The organism is Leclercia sp. UBA5076, from assembly GCF_002416465.1.
In the GTDB taxonomy this organism is placed as follows: Bacteria; Pseudomonadota; Gammaproteobacteria; order Enterobacterales; family Enterobacteriaceae; genus Enterobacter.
Genome location: NZ_DIAO01000011.1, coordinates 228,447 through 249,747 on the forward strand (window position 1 = coordinate 228,447; position 21,301 = coordinate 249,747).

Here is a 21,301-nt window from a genome sequence, read left to right on the forward strand (position 1 = left end):
GCCGCTAAAAATTGTGATGGTTTTTATGCCATTGGCCTGGCTTGCATCAAGTGCAGTGCAAAAGCTCCAAAAGTATAGCTGTTATAAGTCCTGTTTCTCATATGGAATGCAGCATGAAAAATCCGCATAATCCCAGCGTTGACAGGATCCCCTGCACATTTTATTTATACACACGGTATTTGCGCCTGCACCGATAAAACTATTTTGTCCTTGTGCCATGGTCGCTTTTTTCCTTCCCTGACACGAGGTTGTTATGACGAGTTTTGTTGTCGCCAAGTTTGGCGGTACCAGCGTGGCCGATTTTGATGCCATGAACCGCAGCGCCGATGTGGTGCTGGCCGATCCGAATACCCGGCTGGTGGTGTTGTCCGCTTCGGCGGGCGTCACTAATCTGCTGGTAGCCCTGGCAGAAGGGCTGGAAGCGAGCGAGCGCCAGGCGAAGCTGGAAGCGCTGCACAAAATTCAGTTCGATATCCTTAGCCGTCTGCGCGATCCGAGCGTCATCAGCGAAGAGATTGAGCGCCTGCTGGAAAATATCATCACCCTGGCCGAAGCCGCCTCTCTGGCCACCTCCACCGCCCTGACCGACGAGCTGGTCAGCCACGGTGAGCTGATGTCGACCCTGCTGTTTGTCGAAGTGCTGCGCGAGCGTAACGTTCAGTCGCAGTGGTTTGACGTGCGTAAAGTGCTGCGCACCAGCGATCGCTTTGGCCGTGCCGAGCCGGATATTGAGGCCATTGCCGAGCTAACCACCCAACAGCTGGCGCCGCGCCTGGCGGAGGGGATTGTCATCACCCAGGGCTTTATCGGTAGCGAAGCGAAAGGCCGCACCACCACGCTGGGCCGTGGCGGCAGCGACTACACCGCAGCCCTGCTGGGCGAGGCGCTGCGCGCCTCCCGCGTGGATATCTGGACGGACGTGCCGGGCATTTACACCACCGACCCGCGCGTGGTGCCGGCGGCAAAACGTATTGACGAGATCGCCTTTGAAGAGGCCGCCGAGATGGCGACCTTCGGCGCGAAAGTGCTGCACCCGGCGACATTACTGCCGGCAGTGCGCAGCGACATTCCTGTGTTCGTCGGCTCCAGCAAGGATCCAAAAGCGGGCGGCACCATGGTGTGCAACACCACCGAAAACCCACCGCTGTTCCGCGCCATCGCCCTGCGTCGCAAGCAGACCCTGCTGACCCTGCACAGCCTGAGCATGCTGCACTCCCGCGGCTTCCTGGCCGAGGTATTCAGCATTCTGGCGCGCCACAGCATCTCGGTTGATCTGGTCACCACCTCAGAGGTGAACATCGCCCTGACGCTGGACACCACCGGCTCAACCTCCACCGGCGATACCCTACTGACGCAATCTCTGCTGATGGAGCTCTCTGAGCTGTGCCGCGTCGAGGTGGAAGAAGATCTCGCCCTGGTGGCGATCATCGGTAACGAGCTGTCCCGCGCCAGCGGCGTGGGCAAAGAGGTGTTTGGCGTGCTGGATCCGTTTAACATCCGCATGATTTGCTATGGCGCATCCAGCTACAACCTCTGCTTCCTGGTACCAGGCCATGAAGCCGAGCAGGTCGTGCAGAAACTGCATCATAACTTGTTTGAATAACAAAAAAGGGCCCGGACAACCGGGCCCTTTTTTTATCCTGCCAGCACCGTTCTCATCAGCAGCGCATCCAGCGAGGCTAACTTGCCATGACGGCTGTCCGGCAGCGTGGGCGGGTTTTCGCCCCGCGCCAGCTCCTGGGTGATGAAAGCGTGCAGCAAAGGGCGTCTGGGACCATATTGCGCTTCCCCGGCACGCTGTTTTATTGCCAGCAGGGCATCGATTTCCTGACGTAATGGCGCATCAAGCTCGCTTCCCGCCAGCAGTTCAGCAAAACGCATCGGCGGCATCCCTTTTCCGGCCTCCACCCACCGCACTGCCAGCAGCGGACGCAGGACGTAAAAGTACTTCTTCAGCCGCACCTCTTCGCCCTGTAAATAACCGCGGAAGTTTTTACGCGCCATAGAGTAGTAGTGCCAGCGCGCACGCACGGGTGAAAACCAGGCGGGTACCTGCGCGCGCAGCTCCGTGATTACCGTGTCGCTCTGCTGATAGACCACCGGCGAATCCAGCCACTCGATAAGCGTGGGGTTGGCCGCTTTCAGCAAACCCAGCGCCTTGCGCCACTCCCAGCCGCTTATGTCCAGTTCGTCGTCTATGGGCAGCTCGATCACATCCCGCTGCGGTTCGACGCGCAAATACCAGTCAGGTTTATGCACATACAGGAAGCGCACGTCATAATCGCTGTCCGGCGACGCAAAGCCCCAGCCCCGGCTGCCCGACTCACAGGCGTACAGCACGGACACATTGAACCGTTGCTCTATCTCGTTAAGTTGCTGCCGCACGCGCTCGCGCATGGCGGCATCTACACCGTTATCAGCCATCTCTTTTATCCTTTTACACAGACCACCTGGCGCAAGGTATGGACGATTTCGACCAGCGACGCCTGCGCCGCCATGACGGCATCGATATCTTTATAGGCCATCGGGATCTCATCGATGACCTCGCTGTCTTTTCTGCACTCGACGTGGGCCGTGGCACGAACCTGATCGGCAACGGTGAAGCGTTTTTTGGCCGCCGTGCGGCTCATCACCCGCCCTGCCCCATGACTGCAGGAGCAGAAGCTCTCTTCATTGCCCAGGCCGCGCACGATAAAGCTTTTCGCCCCCATCGACCCGGGGATGATCCCCATCTCGCCCTTCTGCGCCGACACCGCCCCTTTGCGCGTCACCAGAACCTCTTCACCAAAATGACGCTCTTTCTGGACATAGTTGTGATGGCAATTCACCGCCTCCTGCTGCGTGAGGAAAGGCTTTGGCACAATGCGCGAGAGCGCGGCCAGCACGCGGGACATCATCACCTCGCGGTTATGGCGCGCAAAATCCTGTGCCCACTCCACGGCTTCGATGTAGTCGTTATAGTGCCGGCTCCCCTCCTGGAAATAGGCCAGGTTTCTGTCAGGCAGGTTGGCAATATGCTGCTGCATATCCTTCTGCGCCAGCGTGATAAACACGTTGCCGATGGCATTGCCCACGCCACGCGAACCGCTGTGCAGCATGACCCAGACGCGTTGCTGCTCATCCAGGCAGATCTCGATAAAGTGGTTCCCGGTGCCCAGCGTCCCCAGATGCTGATGGTTATTGGTTTTCAGCAGTTGCGGATATTTATCCGTCAGCCGTTTGAAGCGCGGCGCCAGCCGGGCCCAGTGGTTATCCACCTCATCCGGCGTCTTTGCCCATGCTCCCTTGTCGCGACGGGAGCGGGTGTTGGTCCGCCCGTGCGGCACCGCCTGTTCAATGGCGCTGCGCAGTCCGTGAAGGTTATCCGGCAGATCGCCTGCCAGCAGAGATGTCCGCACGGCAATCATCCCGCAACCAATATCCACCCCCACCGCCGCGGGAATGATCGCCCCTTTAGTGGGGATTACGCTGCCAATGGTGGAGCCTTTTCCGAGATGCACATCCGGCATCACCGCCAGATGCTTAAAAATAAACGGCATCTTTGCGGTATTGAGCAACTGTTCGCGCGCCTCTGGCTCAACGGGCACCCCGTGCGTCCACATTTTTACCGGTGCGCTGTGCTGCGCGCTTAAAACATCAAAATCAGTCTGTTTCATGGTACTCACCCTCAGGGTCGCCTGAAACTTTCACGGCCAACCCATTTACTTTGTCTGTTAGTAACAGGTATTGCCAGAAGCGTGCCAAAAGGTACAGCCAGCACCGATTAAATATATCTCATTGATTAAAATGAAATTAACTTAGAAGCCCTTCACGGACATTGCTTAATCCACAGAATATTTTTATCTTTCAATATCAGTTTTTATCTTTCAGGATAAACATGAAAAAGCGGCGAGTGGTTATTGGGGTACTGGGTACGGTGATGGATAAGGGCGGCAAGCGGGCTAACCGCTTACGTAAATGGCGCCCAACGGTCGCACTTTGTCTGCAGCCCGATCTCCCCGTCGACAGGCTTGAACTACTCCACCAGCCGCAGGACCGGGGGATGGCGGAACAGATAACGGAAGATATCAGCCAGCTTTCCCCACATACCACCGTGCGCGCATGTCCCGTCACCATAGCCGATCCCTGGGATTTTGAAGAGGTCTACGCCGCCTTCCTCGACTTCGCCACACGCTATCAGTTTGACACCGAACATGAAGAGTACCTGGTCCATATCACCACCGGCACGCACGTGGCGCAGATTTGCTGGTTTTTGCTGACCGAAGCGCGGTATCTCCCCGCCAGCCTGATCCAGACCGGCCCTGCCAGCAGGGAGGCGCCAGAAGAGGCCGTCCCCGTCGGACGTTATTCGATCATCGACCTGGATTTAAGCCGTTATGCCACATTGACCAGCCGCTTTCAGCGTGAACAGCAGGAATCCGTTTCGTTCCTGAAAGCCGGGATTGATACCCGCAATGCCACCTTCAACGCCCTGATCGATCAGATTGAGCGTGTGGCGCTGCGCTCAACCGCTCCTCTCCTGCTGACTGGCCCAACGGGGGCCGGAAAATCGTTTCTCGCCAATCGTATTTACCAGCTTAAGCAATCTCGTCATCAGCTTTCCGGCAGGCTGGTGGCGGTAAACTGCGCTACGCTGCGGGGCGACAACGCCATGTCGACTCTTTTTGGCCATGTTAAAGGGGCATTTACCGGGGCAGTCGCCGCCCGCGCCGGGCTGCTGCGTGAGGCCGACGGCGGCGTGCTGTTCTTAGATGAGATTGCCGAACTGGGTCTCGATGAACAGGCCATGCTGTTAAAAGCTATCGAAGAAAAAACCTTCTTCCCGTTTGGCTCCGATAAAGAGGTCAGGAGCGATTTTCAGCTGATTGCCGGCACGCACCGGGATATGCGCCAGTGGGTGGCGGAAGGTCGTTTTCGCGAAGATCTCTACGCCCGTATCAATATGTGGAGTTTTGCCCTGCCCGGCCTGGCGCAGCGCCGGGAAGATATCGCCCCCAACGTGGAGTACGAACTGCAACGCTTTGCGACCGAAGCACAATCTCAGGTTCGCTTCGACAAAGAGGCGCGCGAGCGCTATCTGCGTTTTGCTGACTCTCCGCAGGCGTTATGGCGCGGTAACTTTCGTGAACTGGGCTCTTCTGTGGCGCGAATGGCCACGCTTGCCGAGCAGGGTCGCATCACGCTGGCATTGGTTGAGGAGGAAATTGCCCGTCTGCTTAGTGACTGGCAGGCTGTTTCGCTACCGGCTACGGCAGAAATGGCGATCGACCTTTTCGATTTGCGTCAACTGGAAACCGTGCTGGAGGTATGTCGCCGCAGTGCCTCCTTGTCTGAGGCCGGACGCGAACTTTTTGCCGTCTCGCGTTTGAAAAAAGCGAATCCTAACGATGCCGACAGGCTCCGCAAATATCTGGCCCGCTTTGGCCTGAGCTGGGAGAGCGTACGTCAGCGATCATGAATATTATTTGATTGAACAAAATTACTTAGCACGATAAACAATACCTCTAAGCCGGGCTCGATCCCGGCTTTTTTAATAACGACACAACACAACAAATCGCAAGGAATCTGTATGTTATCCGCCATCACCCGGCTGTTCCCGCTATGGGCGCTGCTGCTCTCTGTTATAGCCTATTATACGCCCACCACGTTTACCCCTGTCGGCCCGTGGGTCACTACGTTGCTGATGCTGATTATGTTCGGCATGGGCGTGCACCTGAAAATCGACGATTTTAAACGCGTCCTGTCACGTCCCGCCCCGGTCGCGGCGGGGATCTTTCTGCACTATCTGGTGATGCCCCTGGCAGCATGGGCGCTCGCTATCGCCTTTAAGATGCCGCCAGACCTCTCCGCCGGGATGGTGCTGGTGGGCAGCGTGGCCAGCGGTACCGCCTCCAACGTGATGATCTATCTGGCGAAAGGAGATGTGGCGCTGTCGGTGACTATCTCCTCCGTCTCCACCCTGGTTGGCGTGGTCGCCACTCCACTGCTGACCCGTCTGTATGTGGATGCCCACATTCAGGTGGATGTGATGGGAATGCTCCTGAGCATTCTGCAAATCGTGGTGATCCCGATTGCGCTGGGGCTGGTGATTCATCATCTGTTCCCACGGCTGGTGAAAGCCGTTGAGCCGTACCTGCCGGCGTTTTCCATGGTCTGCATTCTGGCGATCATCAGCGCCGTGGTCGCCGGTTCTGCGGCGCATATTGCCTCTGTCGGTTTTGTGGTGATTATCGCCGTGGTGCTGCACAACATTATTGGCCTGATGGGCGGCTACTGGGGCGGGAAGCTGTTCGGCTTTGACGAATCCACCTGCCGCACGCTGGCGATTGAAGTGGGGATGCAGAACTCCGGCCTGGCCGCGGCCCTCGGCAAAATTTACTTCTCGCCGCTGGCTGCGCTGCCGGGCGCGCTCTTCTCGGTATGGCATAACCTTTCCGGCTCGCTGCTGGCGGGTTACTGGTCGGGTAAGCCGCTCGAGGGACAAAAGAAAAGCGATGTGGTGAAGGAAGGTTAATTCACTTCGCCGCAGCGAAGGCATGCTTTACACTGAAGCCTCTTTCACAGGAGGCTTCAGGTATGTCCACACCAAGATTGACCCAGAAAGAGATGACGGAAAGCGAGCAGCGCGAACTGAAAACTCTGCTCGACCGCGCGCGTATCGCCCATGGCCGTCTGCTGACCAACGCCGAAACCAATCACCTCAAAAAAGAGTACATCGACAAACTGATGGCGCAGCGTGAGCTGGATGCCAAAAAAGCCCGCAAACTTCGAAAAGAGCAGGCTTATAAAGTAGATAAAGAGGCGACGTTTTCCTGGTCGGCGAATACCCCAACCCGTGGAAGGCGCTGATTAGCGCCCTTTCTTTTTACGGCCTGGCGACGTAAAGCGCTTTCCGTTTCCGGCAGGCTTCGCCCGGCTTTTCTCTTCCGATTGCGGAGCCTTAACCACCGGGCGTTTGATGCCCTGGGTTTTCGGTTTGGCTTTGGCTTTGGGTTTTGCTTCCGAGGATGAATTCTCAATCAGCTTAAAGAGCTCAATCAGTTCATCATCGGTCAGATCGCGCCACTCGCCCAGCGGGATGCCGGAGAGGCTGACGTTCATGATGCGCGTACGTTCCAGCTTCGTCACGTCGTAACCGAAATATTCGCACATGCGGCGGATCTGCCGGTTTAACCCCTGAACCAGGGTAATGCGGAACGCGAACGGCGCCTCTTTCTTCACCTTGCACTTTTTCGTCACCGTGCCGAGGATCGGAACGCCTGCCCCCATGCCGCGGATAAAGTCGTCCGTCACCGGTTTGTTAACCGTGACGATGTACTCTTTTTCGTGGTCGTTACCGGCACGCAGGATCTTGTTCACCAGATCGCCGTGGTTGGTGAGGAAAATCAACCCCTGGGAGTCTTTGTCCAGGCGGCCAATCGGGAAGATACGGCTGCTGTGGTTGACGAAATCCACGATGTTGTCACGCTCGCCATCTTCCGTGGTACTGACAATGCCAACCGGTTTATTCAGCGCGATAAACACTAGGTCTTCTGCGTTACGGGGCTCGATCGTTTGACCATTCACTTTGACCACATCGCCAGGAACGACCTGATCGCCAATGGTGGCGCGTTTACCGTTGATAAACACGTTGCCCTGTTCGATGTAACGATCAGCCTCGCGGCGCGAGCAGATCCCGCTCTCGCTAATGTATTTGTTTAATCGGGTGGATTGAGTTGGCAGCATAATTTCTCCTGTAGAGGCGAAATATACCTTAGGTTTCGGCTGGTAAAAAGATCAGCCTACCGTCACTGAGACAGGTTTCCCAAGTTTGCTGAGCATCATCACCAGGGTATCAAGAGTAAACTTGCTGGTTTTAAGATTCACGACATCTGACACACGCGGTCGTGAGACATTGAGCTTCTCCGCGGCGTCCGCCTGACGAAGGTTATGCTCAGCAATCCATGCTGAAATTTCTTGCATCAGCTGTCGTTTAAGCAGCAACAGTTGTTCGACTTCTTTCTGGGCATCCTCCTGCAGATGTTTAGATTCATGCTCGTTAAAGCCGAGTTCGGCAAAAATATTTGCCTCTGTAGGGGTGATATGGCGAATTTTACAATCAATGGCCTGACTCATTTTCCACTCCTTAGCTCCTCCATTACGCTCTGAAAACGCGCTTTCGCGATACGCTTATCGTGCTCGGATGTACGTCGGATTTTTTTTTATAAAACAGTGCAGGATATAAACAGCCTCTTCAAAACGGGCCAGGTAGAGGATACGGTAAGCCCCTGAACTACTGCGCAATCTGACTTCTTCCACGCCTCTGCCAATCTCTGTCATTGGCTTCCAGTCTGCCGCCTCTAACCCTGCCTGCAGGCGGTGCAACTGATAGCCAGCCTCCCGGCGGACCTCTTCGGGAAAACAGAGCAAATCATCGAACGCACTCCCTACCCAGGCTATCGGGCGCAGGGTCGGTCTTTCTGGCAGCATAACACATCCCTGTATAAAATTTTATACATATCATCCATGGCATAACATTAAACCAGGCGATGTGTTTACTCACGCCTCGCCGCTCCGTTCTGCGAGGCGCTTTCCAGATCAATACTCATCCCGATCATCGTCCTCATCCGGCTGCTCCATGACGCTGTAAGCCACCGCGCAGAACAGGGAGTTAAGGCGCTTCATGTCGCCAAGCAGCCCCAGGTGCAGGGAGCTGGTCTCAATGCTTTGCACGTTCTGCTGGTGCAGACGGTCAACGTGCGCGTGGGAATAGCGACGGTTGAGAATACGGAACCGGTGTTTATTACGGCGCAGACGGCGGGCGCTGGGTACGTCGCCGGAGAAAAAGACCGACATCGCCAGCTTAAGGTTAGCGAGCAGCTGATCGTGCAGTGCATCCAGCTCTTTAACCCCTTCCAGGGAGAATGCCCGGCGGGCCGCCAGCGATTTGTCGGCGATTTCGCTCCCCATGCGCTCGACGATATCGGAGGCCTGCTCCAGGTTGAGCGACATTTCGATGATCTCCGCCCAGCGGCGGGACTCCTCTTCCGCCAGCTCATCTTTTGGCATCCGCGCCAGATAGAGTTTGATGGCGGTATAGAGCACGTTGATATCGTCGGCGAGTTTACGCAGCGCTTTCTCTTCCCGCGGCTCGCCATGCACCACCTTTTTCAGCCCCTCCAGCATTAACTCCATTGCATCGCCCATGCGCAGCGTTTCGCGGGCGGCATTGGCCAGTGCCAGCGCCGGGGTATCCAGCGCGCTGGTATCAAGATGTTTCGGTTTCAGACGGGTATCAAGCTCCGGTTCATCACGGATGATACGTTCACAGAAGCGCGCCATTGGCCCAGCAAAGGGCACCATCGCCACGCAGCGCACCAGGTTATAGAAGACGTGGAAGTAGATGACCATCTCCGATTCCGGCAGCGACAGGTTATCCATCAGGTCCGCCAGCGGCTTAACGAACGGCAGAATAATCAGGCTTCCCACCAGCTTAAACAGCAGACTGCCAAGCGCTACGCGGCGCGCTGCGGCATTGGCGGCGCTGTTGTTTAGTACCGCCAGCAGGCCGGAGCCAAGGTTCGCACCAATCACCAGACAGAGGGCGACCGGGAAGGAGATGATCCCCGCCGCGGTCAGGGTCGCGGTTAACAGTACCGCCGCCAGGCTGGAGTAGCTGATAAGCGCAAACACCGCACCAATCAACGCATCCAGCATGATGTCGCCGGTCAGCGAAGCGAAGATAACCTGGACGCCGCTCGCCTGCGTAATGGGGGTGACGGCCTGAACGATCAGCTCCAGGGCCAGCAGAATCAGCCCAAGGCCGATCCCCACGCGCCCCAGCTGTCCGGCCCGGGTCTGCTTACGGCCAAGGAAAAATATCACGCCGATAAAGATCAGCAGCGGCGACAGCCAGGAGAGATCAAAGGTCAATACCCGCGCCATCAGCGCGGTCCCTACATCGGCACCGAGAACAATCACCAGCGCAGGCGTCAGCGCCACCAGATCCTGGGCCACAAACGAGGTGACCAGCATGGTGGTGGCATTACTGCTTTGCACCAGCGCGGTGACGCCAATGCCTGCGCAGAACGCGAGCGGCTTTTTCTCAACGCTGCGGCTGAGAACGGTACGTAAGCGGGCGCCAAAAACGCGCATTACGCCGGTACGGACAATATGGGTGCCCCAGACCAGCAACGCCACGGCAGAAAGCAGATGTAGCAGAGTCAGCACGGATACAGGTTCTCCTTTTCGTTATGCGTTGTCCTGAGGCTCATTGCGCGCGGTATTGCCGGATGGCGGCTACGCCTTATCCGGCCTACGTTGTGGCGCGGATCGCTGAGCCTTCTTCCAGTATAAGGGCTTAAATGTAAGAAAGAGACAGGGCACCCATTGGGTGCCCTGTTTGTTGTAAGGAAACGTGACGTGAGCCGGGCCCTGACCGTCGGCGGCGCAGTCAGGTCAGTCGGCGTCGTAGCCGAGGTTTGGCGCTAACCAGCGCTCCACCTCCGCCACGCTCATCCCTTTACGCAGGGCATAATCTTCCACCTGGTCACGCTGGATCTGCGCCACGGCGAAGTATTTGCTGTCAGGGTGACTGAAGTACCAGCCGGAAACCGATGCACCCGGCCACATGGCGAAGGACTCGGTGAGCTTCATGCCGGTATGGGCTTCGACATCCAGAAGCTGCCAGATAGTGCCTTTCTCGGTATGCTCCGGGCAGGCCGGGTAGCCTGGCGCCGGACGGATCCCCTGGTAGTTCTCGCGGATCAGATCCTCATTGCTGAGATTCTCAGTAGGCGCGTAACCCCAGTGCACCTTACGCACCCGCTCGTGCAGGTATTCCGCAAACGCCTCGGCCAGACGGTCGGCAATCGCTTTGATCATGATTTTGTTGTAATCATCATGCTGCGCTTCGTAGGCCTCCGCCAGCGCGTCCTCCTCCAGCCCGCCGGTCACGGCGAAGGCACCGATGTAGTCCGCTTTACCGCTCAGCTTCGGCGCGACGAAATCGGCCAGGCAGTAGTTGGCAAACCCGACCTTCTCGGTCTGCTGACGCAGATGATGGCTTACGGTCAGCACGTGAGTACGCGTCTCATCGCGATAAATTTCGATATCGTCGCCTACGCGGTTAGCGGGGAACAGCCCCACCACGCCGCGCGGGTTAAGGGTTTTCTCGGCGCTGAGCTTGTCGAGCAGGTCGTTGGCGTCTTTAAACAGGCGCTTCGCCTCCTCGCCTACCACCTCATCTTCCAGAATGCGCGGGTACTTCCCGGCCAGCGACCAGGTCATAAAGAACGGCGTCCAGTCGATGTAGTTGCGCAGGGTCTCGATGCTGGCCGTCACCTCCTGCACGCCGAGGCGATGGGCGACCGGCGGCGTATAGCTCGACCAGTCAAAGGCCAGGTCGTTATCCCGCGCCGCAGCCAGCGTTACCGGCGGGGTGCGCGGCTTTTTACGCCCGTGCTGAATGCGCACCGTTTCATACTCTTTGCGGGTTCTGGCAACAAAGTCGTCGCGCTGGGTTTCGGACAGCAGCGCCGAAACCACGCCAACCGTGCGCGAGGCGTTCTGCACGTAGACCGTCGGCCCGCTGTAGTTCTGCTCAATCTTCACCGCGGTATGCGCTTTTGAGGTGGTCGCCCCGCCAATGAGCAGCGGAAGGGTAAAGCCCTGGCGCTCCATCTCTTTTGCCACGTTGACCATCTCATCCAGCGACGGGGTGATCAGTCCGGAAAGGCCAATCAGATCGGCATTCACTTCGCGTGCGGTTTTGAGGATTTTCTCCGCCGGCACCATCACGCCCAGATCGATAATCTCGTAGTTATTACACTGCAGCACCACGCCGACGATGTTTTTGCCGATATCATGCACGTCGCCTTTTACGGTGGCGATGACCATCTTGCCGTTACTGGAGCCCTTCTCTTTGCTGGCTTCGATAAACGGCTCCAGATACGCTACAGCCTGCTTCATTACGCGGGCGGACTTCACCACCTGCGGCAGGAACATTTTGCCCTCGCCGAACAGATCGCCAACCACGTTCATGCCGTCCATCAGCGGCCCTTCGATCACTTCAATCGGGCGCGTGGCCTGCTGGCGGGCCTCTTCGGTATCCTGCTCGATAAACTCGGTGATCCCTTTTACCAGCGAATATTCGAGGCGTTTTTTCACATCCCAGGTACGCCACTCCGCCTGCTGAACGTTGGCGCTGTCATCAGCTTTGCTGCCGCGATACTTTTCGGCCAGCTCCAGCATGCGCTCGGTGGCGTCGTCGCGGCGATTCAGGATCACATCCTCAACCGCGTCGCGCAGCTCCAGTGGCAGGTCGTCATAAATCGCCAGCTGGCCAGCGTTGACGATCCCCATGTCCATCCCGTTGCGGATGGCGTAGTAGAGGAATACGGCGTGGATCGCTTCACGTACCGGGTCGTTGCCGCGGAACGAGAACGACACGTTCGAGACACCGCCGGAGATCAGCGCATGCGGCAGCTCACGTTTGATGTCTTCACACGCGCCGATAAAGTCCTGGGCGTAGTTATTGTGCTCTTCAATCCCGGTGGCGACGGCGAAGATGTTCGGGTCAAAGATGATGTCTTCCGGCGGGAAGCCGACCTCTTCGGTCAAAATCTGGTATGCGCGGCGGCAAATCTCAATTTTGCGCTCACGGGTATCCGCCTGGCCCACTTCGTCAAAGGCCATCACCACCACGGCGGCACCGTAGCGGCGCACCATCTTCGCGTGATGGATAAAGGGCTCAACCCCCTCTTTCATGGAGATGGAGTTAACAATCCCCTTACCCTGAATGCACTTCAGCCCTTTTTCGATCACTTCCCACTTCGAGGAGTCGATCATAATCGGCACGCGGGCAATGTCCGGCTCACCGGCGATCAGGTTGAGGAAACGCACCATCGCCGCTTCGGCGTCGAGCATCCCCTCATCCATGTTGATATCAATAATCTGCGCCCCGCTCTCAACCTGCTGGCGGGCAACGTCCAGCGCTTCGCTGTACTTCTCTTCTTTGATCAGGCGTTTGAACTTCGCGGAGCCGGTCACGTTGGTACGTTCGCCAACGTTCACAAACAGGCTCTCATCGCCAATGTTCAGCGGCTCAAGACCAGACAGTCGACAGGCCACCGGCAGGTCGGGGAGCTTACGTGGTGCCAGGCCCGCCACCGCGTTGCTCATGGCAGCAATGTGCTCTGGCGTGGTGCCGCAGCAGCCGCCGACGATATTCAGGAACCCGGATTCAGCCCACTCGCGGATCTGCGCCGCCATGGTGGCGGCATCGAGATCGTACTCACCAAATGCGTTTGGCAGACCGGCATTCGGGTGGGCAGTGACGTAGCACTCCGCGATGCGCGACAGCTCCTGCACATACTGGCGCAGTTCGTCCGGCCCCAGCGCACAGTTCAGACCAAAGGTCAGCGCATCGGCGTGGCGCAGGGAGTTATAAAAGGCTTCGGTCGTCTGCCCGGAAAGGGTACGGCCAGAGGCATCGGTGATGGTGCCGGAGATCATAATCGGCAGGTCGACACCCAGGGCTTCGAACTCCTCTTTCACCGCGTAGATGGCGGCTTTGGCGTTGAGCGTATCGAAGACCGTTTCAATCATGATCAGATCGACACCGCCTTCCACCAGCGCTTTGGTGGACTCGCGGTACGCGGTCACCAGCTGGTCAAAGGTGATATTACGAAAAGCCGGATCGTTCACATCCGGCGAGATAGAGGCGGTGCGGTTGGTCGGGCCAAGTACGCCCGCCACATAGCGCGGTTTCTCTGGCGTGCGGGCCGTCCACTCATCGGCGCAGGCGCGGGCCAGCTTCGCTGCCTCGTAGTTGATCTCCGCCGACAGGGATTCCATCTCGTAATCCGCCATGGCGATGGTTGTCGAGTTAAAGGTGTTGGTTTCAACGATATCCGCACCCGCCTCGAAATAGGCGTAGTGAATGGCGGCGATAATCTCTGGCTTGCTGAGTACCAGCAGGTCATTGTTACCTTTCAGATCGCAGGGCCAGTCGGCGAAACGGTCGCCGCGAAAGTCGTCTTCACTCAGACGATAGCTCTGGATCATGGTGCCCATACCGCCATCCAGTACCAGAATGCGTTCATTTAACTGCGCACGCAGTTGATCTACTTTGCTGCTCACACTTGCTCCCGACAACGCTCAACCAGGCCAAAAGGCCAGCAGTCCATACTGGCATAATCTTGCTAAGGGGAAAAGTCACACCGCGGTAACATGAGACATGTTCAGCATGACTCATCCGATCAGTCAGGATAACGGTTGCAAAACATCCAAATAAAACGAAAATGATTTCCACGATACAGAAAAAAGGAGCCTGCCATGGTCGCCACCGTTCCCGCTAAACGCGGCAGAAAACCCGCCGCCGCGACCGCCCAGGCGGGCGGTCAAGTCCAGTCCCTGACACGGGGGTTAAAGCTCCTTGAATGGATAGCCGAGTCGCACAGCAGCGTGGCGCTAACGGAGCTGGCCCAGCAGGCAGGTCTGCCAAACTCCACCACCCATCGCCTGCTGACCACTATGCAGCAGTTGGGCTTTGTTCGTCAGGTGGGCGAGCTCGGGCACTGGTCCGTGGGTGCCCACGCGTTTATTGTCGGCAGCAGCTTTTTGCAGAGCCGTAACCTGCTCGCCATTGTCCATCCGATCCTGCGCAAGCTGATGGAAGACTCCGGCGAGACGGTCAACCTGGCGGTGCTCGATCAGAGCGATCACCAGGCGATTATTATCGACCAGGTGCAGTGTACCCAACTGATGCGCATGTCGGCCCCGATTGGCGGCAAGCTGCCGATGCACGCCTCCGGGGCGGGAAAAGCGTTTTTATCCCAGCTCAGCGAAGAGCAGGTAACGGGTCTGCTGCACCGCAAAGGTTTACACGCCTATACCCATGCCACGCTGGTATCACCGGTCCATCTGAAAGAGGATTTAGCCCTGACGCGCAAGCGTGGCTACTCCTTCGATGATGAAGAGCATGCTCTCGGCCTGCGCTGTATTGCCGCCTGCATTTATGATGAGCACCGCGAGCCGTTTGCCGCTATCTCCATCTCCGGGCCTATCTCACGCATGACCGACGACCGGGTGACAGAGCTGGGAGCGCTGGTGATTAAGGCGGCGAAAGAGGTGACGCTGGCGTATGGTGGGATTCGTTAAGTCTTCAATGCCCGGCGGCGCTACGCTTGCACGGGCCTACAAAACTCTGTAGGCCGGATAAGGCGCAGCCGCCACCCGGCGTTAAGCCGCATACTTCACGCTAAACCGCTGCTTACGCCGGTAAGCATAAACATCTTCCACATGCCCGTTCTTAATGCGGGTCTGCAGGCCACGCCAGTAATCGGCGCGAAACAGATCGGCATGCATCTCTTCAAACAGAGCTCCGATACGCGGGTCAGCGCATAACCAGTGGCGAAACTCCTCCGGGAAGACATCCCCCGGCGAGACGCTGTACCACGGCTCGCTGGCGAGCTCATCTTCCGGGTAGCGCGGCGGCGGGATTTCACGAAAATTCACTTCCGTCATGTAGCAGATTTCGTCGTAGTCATAGAATACGACCCGCCCGTGACGGGTGACGCCAAAGTTTTTAAACAGCATGTCGCCCGGGAAGATATTGGCTGCCGCCAGCTGCCGGATGGCATTGCCGTACTCTTCAATCGCATCGTGCAGCGCCTGCCCCTCTGACTGCTCCAGCCAGATATTGAGCGGCACCATGCGCCGTTCAATGTAGAGATGGCTGATGACGATTTTATCCCCCAGATCGCTGATTTTTTCTGGCGCTTCCTGGAGCAACAGCGCCATCAGCTGCGGCGCAATCTGTCGCTTATCGAGAACAAAATTCTCAAACTCCTGGGTATCCGCCATGCGCCCGACGCGATCGTGCTCCTTAACCAGCTGGTAGCAGGCGCGCACATGGGCGGCAGACATCTCTTTCTGCGGGGCGAATTTATCCTTTATCACCTTAAACACCCGGTCAAAACCCGGCAGGGTAAAGACCAGCATCACCATGCCGCGAATGCCTGGCGCCTCGATAAACTGCTCATCCGCATGGGTGATATAGTGCAGATATTCCCGGTAGCTCTCGGTTTTCGCATGTTTCTGGCACCCTATCGCCATATACAACTCAGCGGTGGTTTTACCGGGCAGGATCTCACGCAGCCACTCCACCAGCGCGCCTGGCAGGGGGGCGTAAACCATAAAGTAGGAACGGGCGAAGCCGAAAACAATGCTCGCTTCGGCGCTGGTAGTCAGGCAGGTATCCACCACCAGTTCACCTTCATCGCTGCGGTGAATGGGCAGTAAAAACGGCAGCGTGGCGCCCGGGGTAATCAGTTTCCCCACCAGCCAGGCGGCTTTGTTGCGGTAGAAAAGTTCGTTAGCCACCTGCAGATGGCAGTTGCGCAGGTTGTCTGCACCGAGCGTTTCGCAAAGATGGGCGATGATATACCCGACATCTCGAGGGCGATTTTGCCACGGCAGGCGCAGGGGAAGGTCGGCTAACACTTTGGTTAACAACGCCTCCCATCCCTGTTCAGGATAGAAATCTTTCGCCAGCGGACGCGGCAGGGTGCGGAAACGTTGCCCCGGCTGAGAGCTGAAAATAAAAAGCCGCTCCGGTGACAGCGAGCGGTGATCAAACAGCCGACAGTAGACGGAGTTAAAAAAGCTTTCTGCAATCTCATAGCGCGGATAGTCCGGCATAAGCTGGGTGTAATGGCTTTTCACCCGCAGCAAAAAAGCGGCATTGATATCGATGCTGCCGGTGATGCAGCGCAGCTGCTCTACCACCAGACCCACATGATGATCGTAGAGATGAATACGCTGTTTCATGGCCTGCTGCACGGCGTGCCAGTCTGCCTGCTCGAAGCGCTGCTGCGCCCCGCCCGTCACTTCCAGAAAACGGCCATACTGAGCATCAAAGCCCTGCAAAATGGTCTGCGCAATCAGCAATTCCAGGCCACGCGACATAGATGTCCCTCACCCCAGGAAACAGAACCGTAGGCCCGGTAAGCGCAGCGCCACCGGGCGTTTCCGTTATCAGAACTGCGCTTCTTCGGTCGACCCGGTCAGGGCGGTGACGGAGGAGGCACCGCCCTGAATGATGGTGGTCACTCTGTCGAAGTAGCCTGTTCCCACCTCCTGCTGGTGCGAGACGAAGGTATAGCCCTTTTGGCTTGCCGCGAACTCCGGCTGCTGGACCTTCTCGACGTAGTGCTTCATGCCCTCGCCCTGCGCGTAGGCGTGCGCCAGGTCGAACATGTTGAACCACATGCTGTGAATGCCGGCCAGGGTGATGAACTGGTATTTGTAGCCCATCTCCGACAGTTCCTGCTGGAAGCTGGCGATCGTTTTATCGTCCAGGTTTTTCTGCCAGTTAAAGGAGGGCGAGCAGTTGTAGGCCAGCAGCTTGCCCGGGTATTTCGCATGGATGGCATCGGCAAAGCGTTTCGCCAGCGCCAGATCCGGGGTGGAGGTTTCGCACCACACCAGGTCAGCATAGGGAGCATACGCCAGACCGCGGCTGATCGCCTGCTCAATGCCGGCATGGGTACGGTAGAACCCTTCGCTGGTGCGTTCGCCGGTAATAAACTGACTGTCGTAAGGGTCGCAGTCGGAGGTGATCAGATCTGCGGCATCGGCATCGGTACGGGCAATCACCAGCGTCGGGACGCCCATGACGTCAGCGGCCAGACGGGCAGCTACCAGTTTCTGGATCGCCTCCTGAGTCGGAACCAGCACTTTGCCGCCCATGTGTCCACACTTCTTCACGGACGCCAGCTGATCTTCGAAATGGACAGCCGCTGCACCGGCTTCAATCATCGATTTCATCAGCTCAAAGGCATTCAGAACCCCACCAAAGCCCGCCTCGGCGTCGGCCACAATCGGCAGGAAGTAATCTACGAAGCGCGGATCGTTTGGCTCAATACCGGATGCCCACTGGATCTGATCCGCACGACGGAAGGTATTGTTGATTCGCTCCACCACGGCCGGGACGGAATTCGCCGGATAGAGGGACTGATCCGGGTACATGCTGGACGCGAGGTTGGCATCTGCCGCCACCTGCCAGCCTGACAGATAGACCGCTTCAATGCCCGCTTTCGCCTGCTGCAACGCCTGGCCACCGGTCAGCGCGCCGAGGCTGTTGATGTAGCCTTTCTTCGACTCGCCGTGCAGCAGACGCCACATTTTGGCGGCACCCAGCTGCGCCAGGGTGCATTCCGGGTTTACCGAGCCGCGCAACTTCACCACATCCTCAGCGCTATAAGGGCGTTCAATGCCTTCCCAGCGCGGCTGAGTCCACTCGTTCTGTAATGCTTCGATCTGTTGGGTACGGGTTTTCATGTGCAGATGCTCCATATTGTTATGTGGTGAAATCAGGCCAGCAGGCGGTAGCCCGGCAGCGTCAGGAAGTCGATTAAGTCATCTGAGGTGGTGATCTGTTCCATCAGGCGCGCGGCGGCGTCGAAGCGGCCGCTGCTGAAGCGGTGCTCGCCCAGCTCTTCCTGAATGTTCAGCATCTCTTCCGACAGCATCTGGCGGAACAGGGCTTTGGTGACGGGCTTGCCGTTGCTGAGCGTTTTCTGATGATGGATCCACTGCCAGATAGAGGTGCGGGAGATCTCGGCGGTGGCGGCATCCTCCATCAGACCGTAAATCGGTACACAGCCGTTACCGGAGATCCACGCTTCGATGTACTGCACGGCCACGCGGATGTTGGCGCGCATCCCCTCTTCGGTGCGCTCGCCCTCGCACGGCTCGAGGAGCTGTGCAGCGGTAACGGGCGCATCATCTTCGCGGGTTACGTGCAGCTGGTTTTTGTTATCGCCCAGGATGCGGTTGAACACCTCCATGGCGGTATCTGCCAGGCCGGGGTGCGCCACCCACGTGCCGTCATGGCCGTTGCTGGCTTCCAGCTCTTTATCAGCCTTCACTTTATTCAGCACCTGGGTGTTACGTTCGCTGTCTTTGCTGGGAATAAACGCTGCCATTCCGCCCATCGCGAAGGCGCCGCGTTTGTGGCAGGTTTTGATCAGCAGACGCGAATAGGCATTGAGGAAAGATTTATCCATCGTCACCACCTGACGATCGGGCAGAACGCGATCCGGGTGGTTCTTCAGGGTCTTGATGTAGCTGAAGATGTAATCCCAGCGGCCACAGTTCAGACCAACAATGTGGTCACGCAGGGCATGCAGAATCTCATCCATCTGGAAGACCGCAGGCAACGTTTCAATCAGCAGCGTGGCCTTGATGGTGCCGCGCGGCAGTTCAAAACGGTCCTCAGTGTAACTAAAGACCTCACTCCACCAGGCCGCTTCCTGCCATGACTGGGTTTTTGGCAGATAGAAGTAAGGTCCGCTGCCTTTTGCCAGCAGGTTTTTATGGTTATGGAAGAAGTAGAGCGCAAAATCGAACAGGCTGCCGGGGATCGCCTCATTGTTCCAGGTGACATGCTTTTCCGGTAAATGCAGGCCACGTACGCGGCAAACCAGTACCGCCGGGTTGGGCTTAAGCTGGTAGATTTTGCCCGCTTCGTTGGTGTGGCTGATGGTGCCATCAACCGCATCACGCAGGTTGATCTGCCCATCAATCACTTTATTCCAGTCGGGTGCCAGTGAATCTTCAAAATCGGCCATAAAGACCTTCACATTGGCGTTCAGCGCGTTGATCACCATCTTGCGTTCTACCGGGCCGGTGATTTCAACGCGTCGGTCCTGCAGATCCTGCGGGATACCGCGGATCGTCCAGTTCCCTTCTCGAATGGAAGCAGTTTCCGAAATAAAGTCAGGCAGCTTGCCGTTATCAATGTCTTGCTGCTGCTGAATGCGTGCCGCCAGTAATTTATTGCGTTTTGGCGTGAAGCGGGTCACCAGCTCGGTAAGGAACTCTACGGCATCGGCGGTCAGGATCTGCTTCTCCTGCTCACCATGCGGTTGAGTAAAGGACAGTTCATCGATAATGGTTGCCTGTTGATTCATTGCGCTGCTCCTCGTCATTGATCCGAATTTATTTCCCCCACGCGAACGAAAGATCCTTGTGTAGTTTTCGTTCAGCAGAGTTAAGACTATCTCGCTCTACGATAAAATCAAAAACAATTTCCATTTTTAATTAAAATGCTATGTAACTTACTGATAAAGATGAGTTTAAAAATATATCTACAGACGGGGTTAATTTCGGAAATAAAAAAGGCACCCAAAGGTGCCTTAACTGGAGAGCTGAAACGCTACAGGATGAGGATCGTCAGAAGATTAATCCAGCGTCGGATTCATGTGGCGCAGATCGTACGGCGTGATCTGGTAGACGTAGTAGTTAAGCCAGTTGGTAAACAGCAGATTGCCGTGGCTGCGCCAGGTGGCACGCGGTTTGTTTTGCGGATCGTTTTGCGGGAAATAGTTGTACGGTACGTCCGGATTTAAACCCGCTTCCACATCGCGGAAATATTCGCTCGCCAGGGTATCGGGATCGTATTCCGGATGACCGGTGACAAAGGCAATACGCTTGTCTTTGCTGGCAAACAGATAGGCATCGCCCTCTTCGGTTTCCGCGAGGATCTCAAGATCGGTGTAGTCACGAATCAATGCAGCCGGGAAATCGGCATAGCGCGAATGCGGCGCCAGGAAGGAGTCATCAAACCCGCGAGTCAGCAGCGCATGAGGATGCAGAATATGATGCTCATAGACACCAGAGAGCTTTTCGGTACGGGTTTGTTTAGGGATGCCGTACAGAATGTTGAGCGCCGCCTGGACCGCCCAGCAGACGAACAGGGTTGAAGTGACATGATCTTTGGCCCACTCCAGCACTTGCTTGATTTGCGGCCAGTAGGCCACGTCGTTGAATTCAACCAGGCCAAGCGGCGCACCGGTAACGATCAAGCCATCAAAGTTTTCGTTACGGATATCTTCAAAGTTGCAGTAGAAGTTATTGAGATGCTCAGAAGGCGTATTACGGGACTCGCGCGCATCAATACGCAGCAGCTGAATATCGACCTGCAGCGGGGAGTTTGAGAGCAAGCGGAGGAACTGATTTTCCGTCTCAATCTTCTTTGGCATCAGGTTCAGGATAAGCACCTTCAAAGGGCGAATTTCCTGACCTGTAGCGCGCGAAGCCGTCATGACAAAGACATTTTCTTCACGCAAGAAATTGACGGCTGGTAGCTCGTCCTGCACCCGAATCGGCATAACCTTACATCCTCACAGCATACGTATAAACGTTTAGACATCCAGATAGCTGACAATAACCAGGAATCGGGCAAATGTCGAGTCTGCATGTGAAAGGTGAGAAAGTTTCAAGAAAGGGATAGCCGTAGGCCGGGTAAGGCGAA

General features: G+C 56.9%; 15 protein-coding genes and 1 pseudogene. 5 read left to right on the forward strand and 11 right to left on the reverse strand.

Translation table 11 applies throughout. The features are described 5' to 3' along the window. The first annotated feature begins 253 nt into the window (after nt 1-253). Nucleotides 254-1,603, forward strand: coding sequence for a lysine-sensitive aspartokinase 3 (gene lysC, locus B3X29_RS11585; RefSeq protein WP_114388200.1), 1,350 nt, complete (start codon nt 254-256; stop codon nt 1,601-1,603). A 32-nt stretch (nt 1,604-1,635) separates the two neighbouring features. On the opposite strand, the gene B3X29_RS11590 is transcribed toward lysC, so the two are convergent. Then, entirely contained in the window at nt 1,636-2,424 is a 789-nt protein-coding gene (locus B3X29_RS11590) for a nucleotidyltransferase domain-containing protein (protein WP_159340275.1), read from the reverse strand. A 5-nt stretch (nt 2,425-2,429) separates the two neighbouring features. Further along, nucleotides 2,430-3,656 carry an RtcB family protein gene (locus tag B3X29_RS11595; protein WP_103177831.1) on the reverse strand — a complete coding sequence of 409 codons (1,227 nt, stop codon included), beginning with the start codon at nt 3,654-3,656 and terminating at the stop codon, nt 2,430-2,432. 221 nt (nt 3,657-3,877) lie between these two features. Here B3X29_RS11595 and rtcR point away from each other — a divergent pair, with 221 nt between their 5' ends. The 3 genes from rtcR (at nt 3,878) to B3X29_RS11610 (ending at nt 6,849) form a co-directional block, all read left to right on the forward strand. After that, a complete protein-coding gene (rtcR, locus tag B3X29_RS11600; protein WP_290539997.1) occupies nt 3,878-5,458 on the forward strand; it encodes an RNA repair transcriptional activator RtcR in 1,581 nt (526 codons plus the stop codon). A gap of 111 nt (nt 5,459-5,569) precedes the next feature. Then, entirely contained in the window at nt 5,570-6,514 is a 945-nt protein-coding gene (gene panS, locus B3X29_RS11605; RefSeq protein WP_159340276.1) for a ketopantoate/pantoate/pantothenate transporter PanS, read from the forward strand. Between the two features lie 62 nt (nt 6,515-6,576). Continuing rightward, nucleotides 6,577-6,849: a DUF3811 domain-containing protein gene (locus B3X29_RS11610; RefSeq protein ID WP_103177828.1), complete on the forward strand. Its 273-nt coding sequence runs from the start codon at nt 6,577-6,579 to the stop codon at nt 6,847-6,849. Here B3X29_RS11610 and rluF read toward each other — a convergent pair whose 3' ends face one another. The 5 genes and pseudogenes from rluF to metH form a co-directional block, all read right to left on the reverse strand. Beyond that, nucleotides 6,850-7,725 (reverse strand): 23S rRNA pseudouridine(2604) synthase RluF, encoded by an 876-nt coding sequence (rluF, locus tag B3X29_RS11615; protein WP_103177827.1) that lies wholly within the window; start codon nt 7,723-7,725, stop codon nt 6,850-6,852. A gap of 51 nt (nt 7,726-7,776) precedes the next feature. After that, nucleotides 7,777-8,115 (reverse strand): helix-turn-helix domain-containing protein, encoded by a 339-nt coding sequence (locus B3X29_RS11620; RefSeq protein ID WP_103177826.1) that lies wholly within the window; start codon nt 8,113-8,115, stop codon nt 7,777-7,779. Further along, nucleotides 8,112-8,469, reverse strand: a pseudogene (locus B3X29_RS11625) (type II toxin-antitoxin system RelE/ParE family toxin). The gene B3X29_RS11620 and the pseudogene B3X29_RS11625 overlap by 4 nt, the downstream one beginning before the upstream one ends. A 108-nt stretch (nt 8,470-8,577) precedes the next feature. Further along, nucleotides 8,578-10,209 (reverse strand): Na/Pi cotransporter family protein, encoded by a 1,632-nt coding sequence (locus B3X29_RS11630; RefSeq protein WP_156653716.1) that lies wholly within the window; start codon nt 10,207-10,209, stop codon nt 8,578-8,580. Nucleotides 10,210-10,437: 228 nt separating this feature from the next. Continuing rightward, nucleotides 10,438-14,121, reverse strand: coding sequence for a methionine synthase (metH, locus tag B3X29_RS11635; RefSeq protein ID WP_159340277.1), 3,684 nt, complete (start codon nt 14,119-14,121; stop codon nt 10,438-10,440). Nucleotides 14,122-14,316: 195 nt separating this feature from the next. Between metH and iclR the strand changes: the two genes are divergently transcribed. Next, nucleotides 14,317-15,141 (forward strand): glyoxylate bypass operon transcriptional repressor IclR, encoded by an 825-nt coding sequence (gene iclR / locus B3X29_RS11640; RefSeq protein WP_103177822.1) that lies wholly within the window; start codon nt 14,317-14,319, stop codon nt 15,139-15,141. Nucleotides 15,142-15,222: 81 nt separating this feature from the next. Here iclR and aceK read toward each other — a convergent pair whose 3' ends face one another. From aceK to metA, 4 genes are all read right to left on the reverse strand, one after another. Continuing rightward, nucleotides 15,223-16,950, reverse strand: a complete 1,728-nt coding sequence (gene aceK, locus B3X29_RS11645) for a bifunctional isocitrate dehydrogenase kinase/phosphatase (RefSeq protein ID WP_156653714.1) — start codon at nt 16,948-16,950, stop codon at nt 15,223-15,225. Between the two features lie 69 nt (nt 16,951-17,019). Next, nucleotides 17,020-18,324 carry an isocitrate lyase gene (gene aceA / locus B3X29_RS11650; protein WP_103177820.1) on the reverse strand — a complete coding sequence of 435 codons (1,305 nt, stop codon included), beginning with the start codon at nt 18,322-18,324 and terminating at the stop codon, nt 17,020-17,022. A 32-nt stretch (nt 18,325-18,356) separates the two neighbouring features. Next, entirely contained in the window at nt 18,357-19,958 is a 1,602-nt protein-coding gene (gene aceB / locus B3X29_RS11655; protein ID WP_103177819.1) for a malate synthase A, read from the reverse strand. A 270-nt stretch (nt 19,959-20,228) separates the two neighbouring features. Then, complete coding sequence (metA, locus tag B3X29_RS11660; RefSeq protein WP_103177818.1) at nt 20,229-21,158, reverse strand: homoserine O-acetyltransferase MetA; 930 nt, start codon at nt 21,156-21,158, stop codon at nt 20,229-20,231. Nucleotides 21,159-21,301 lie beyond the last annotated feature (143 nt).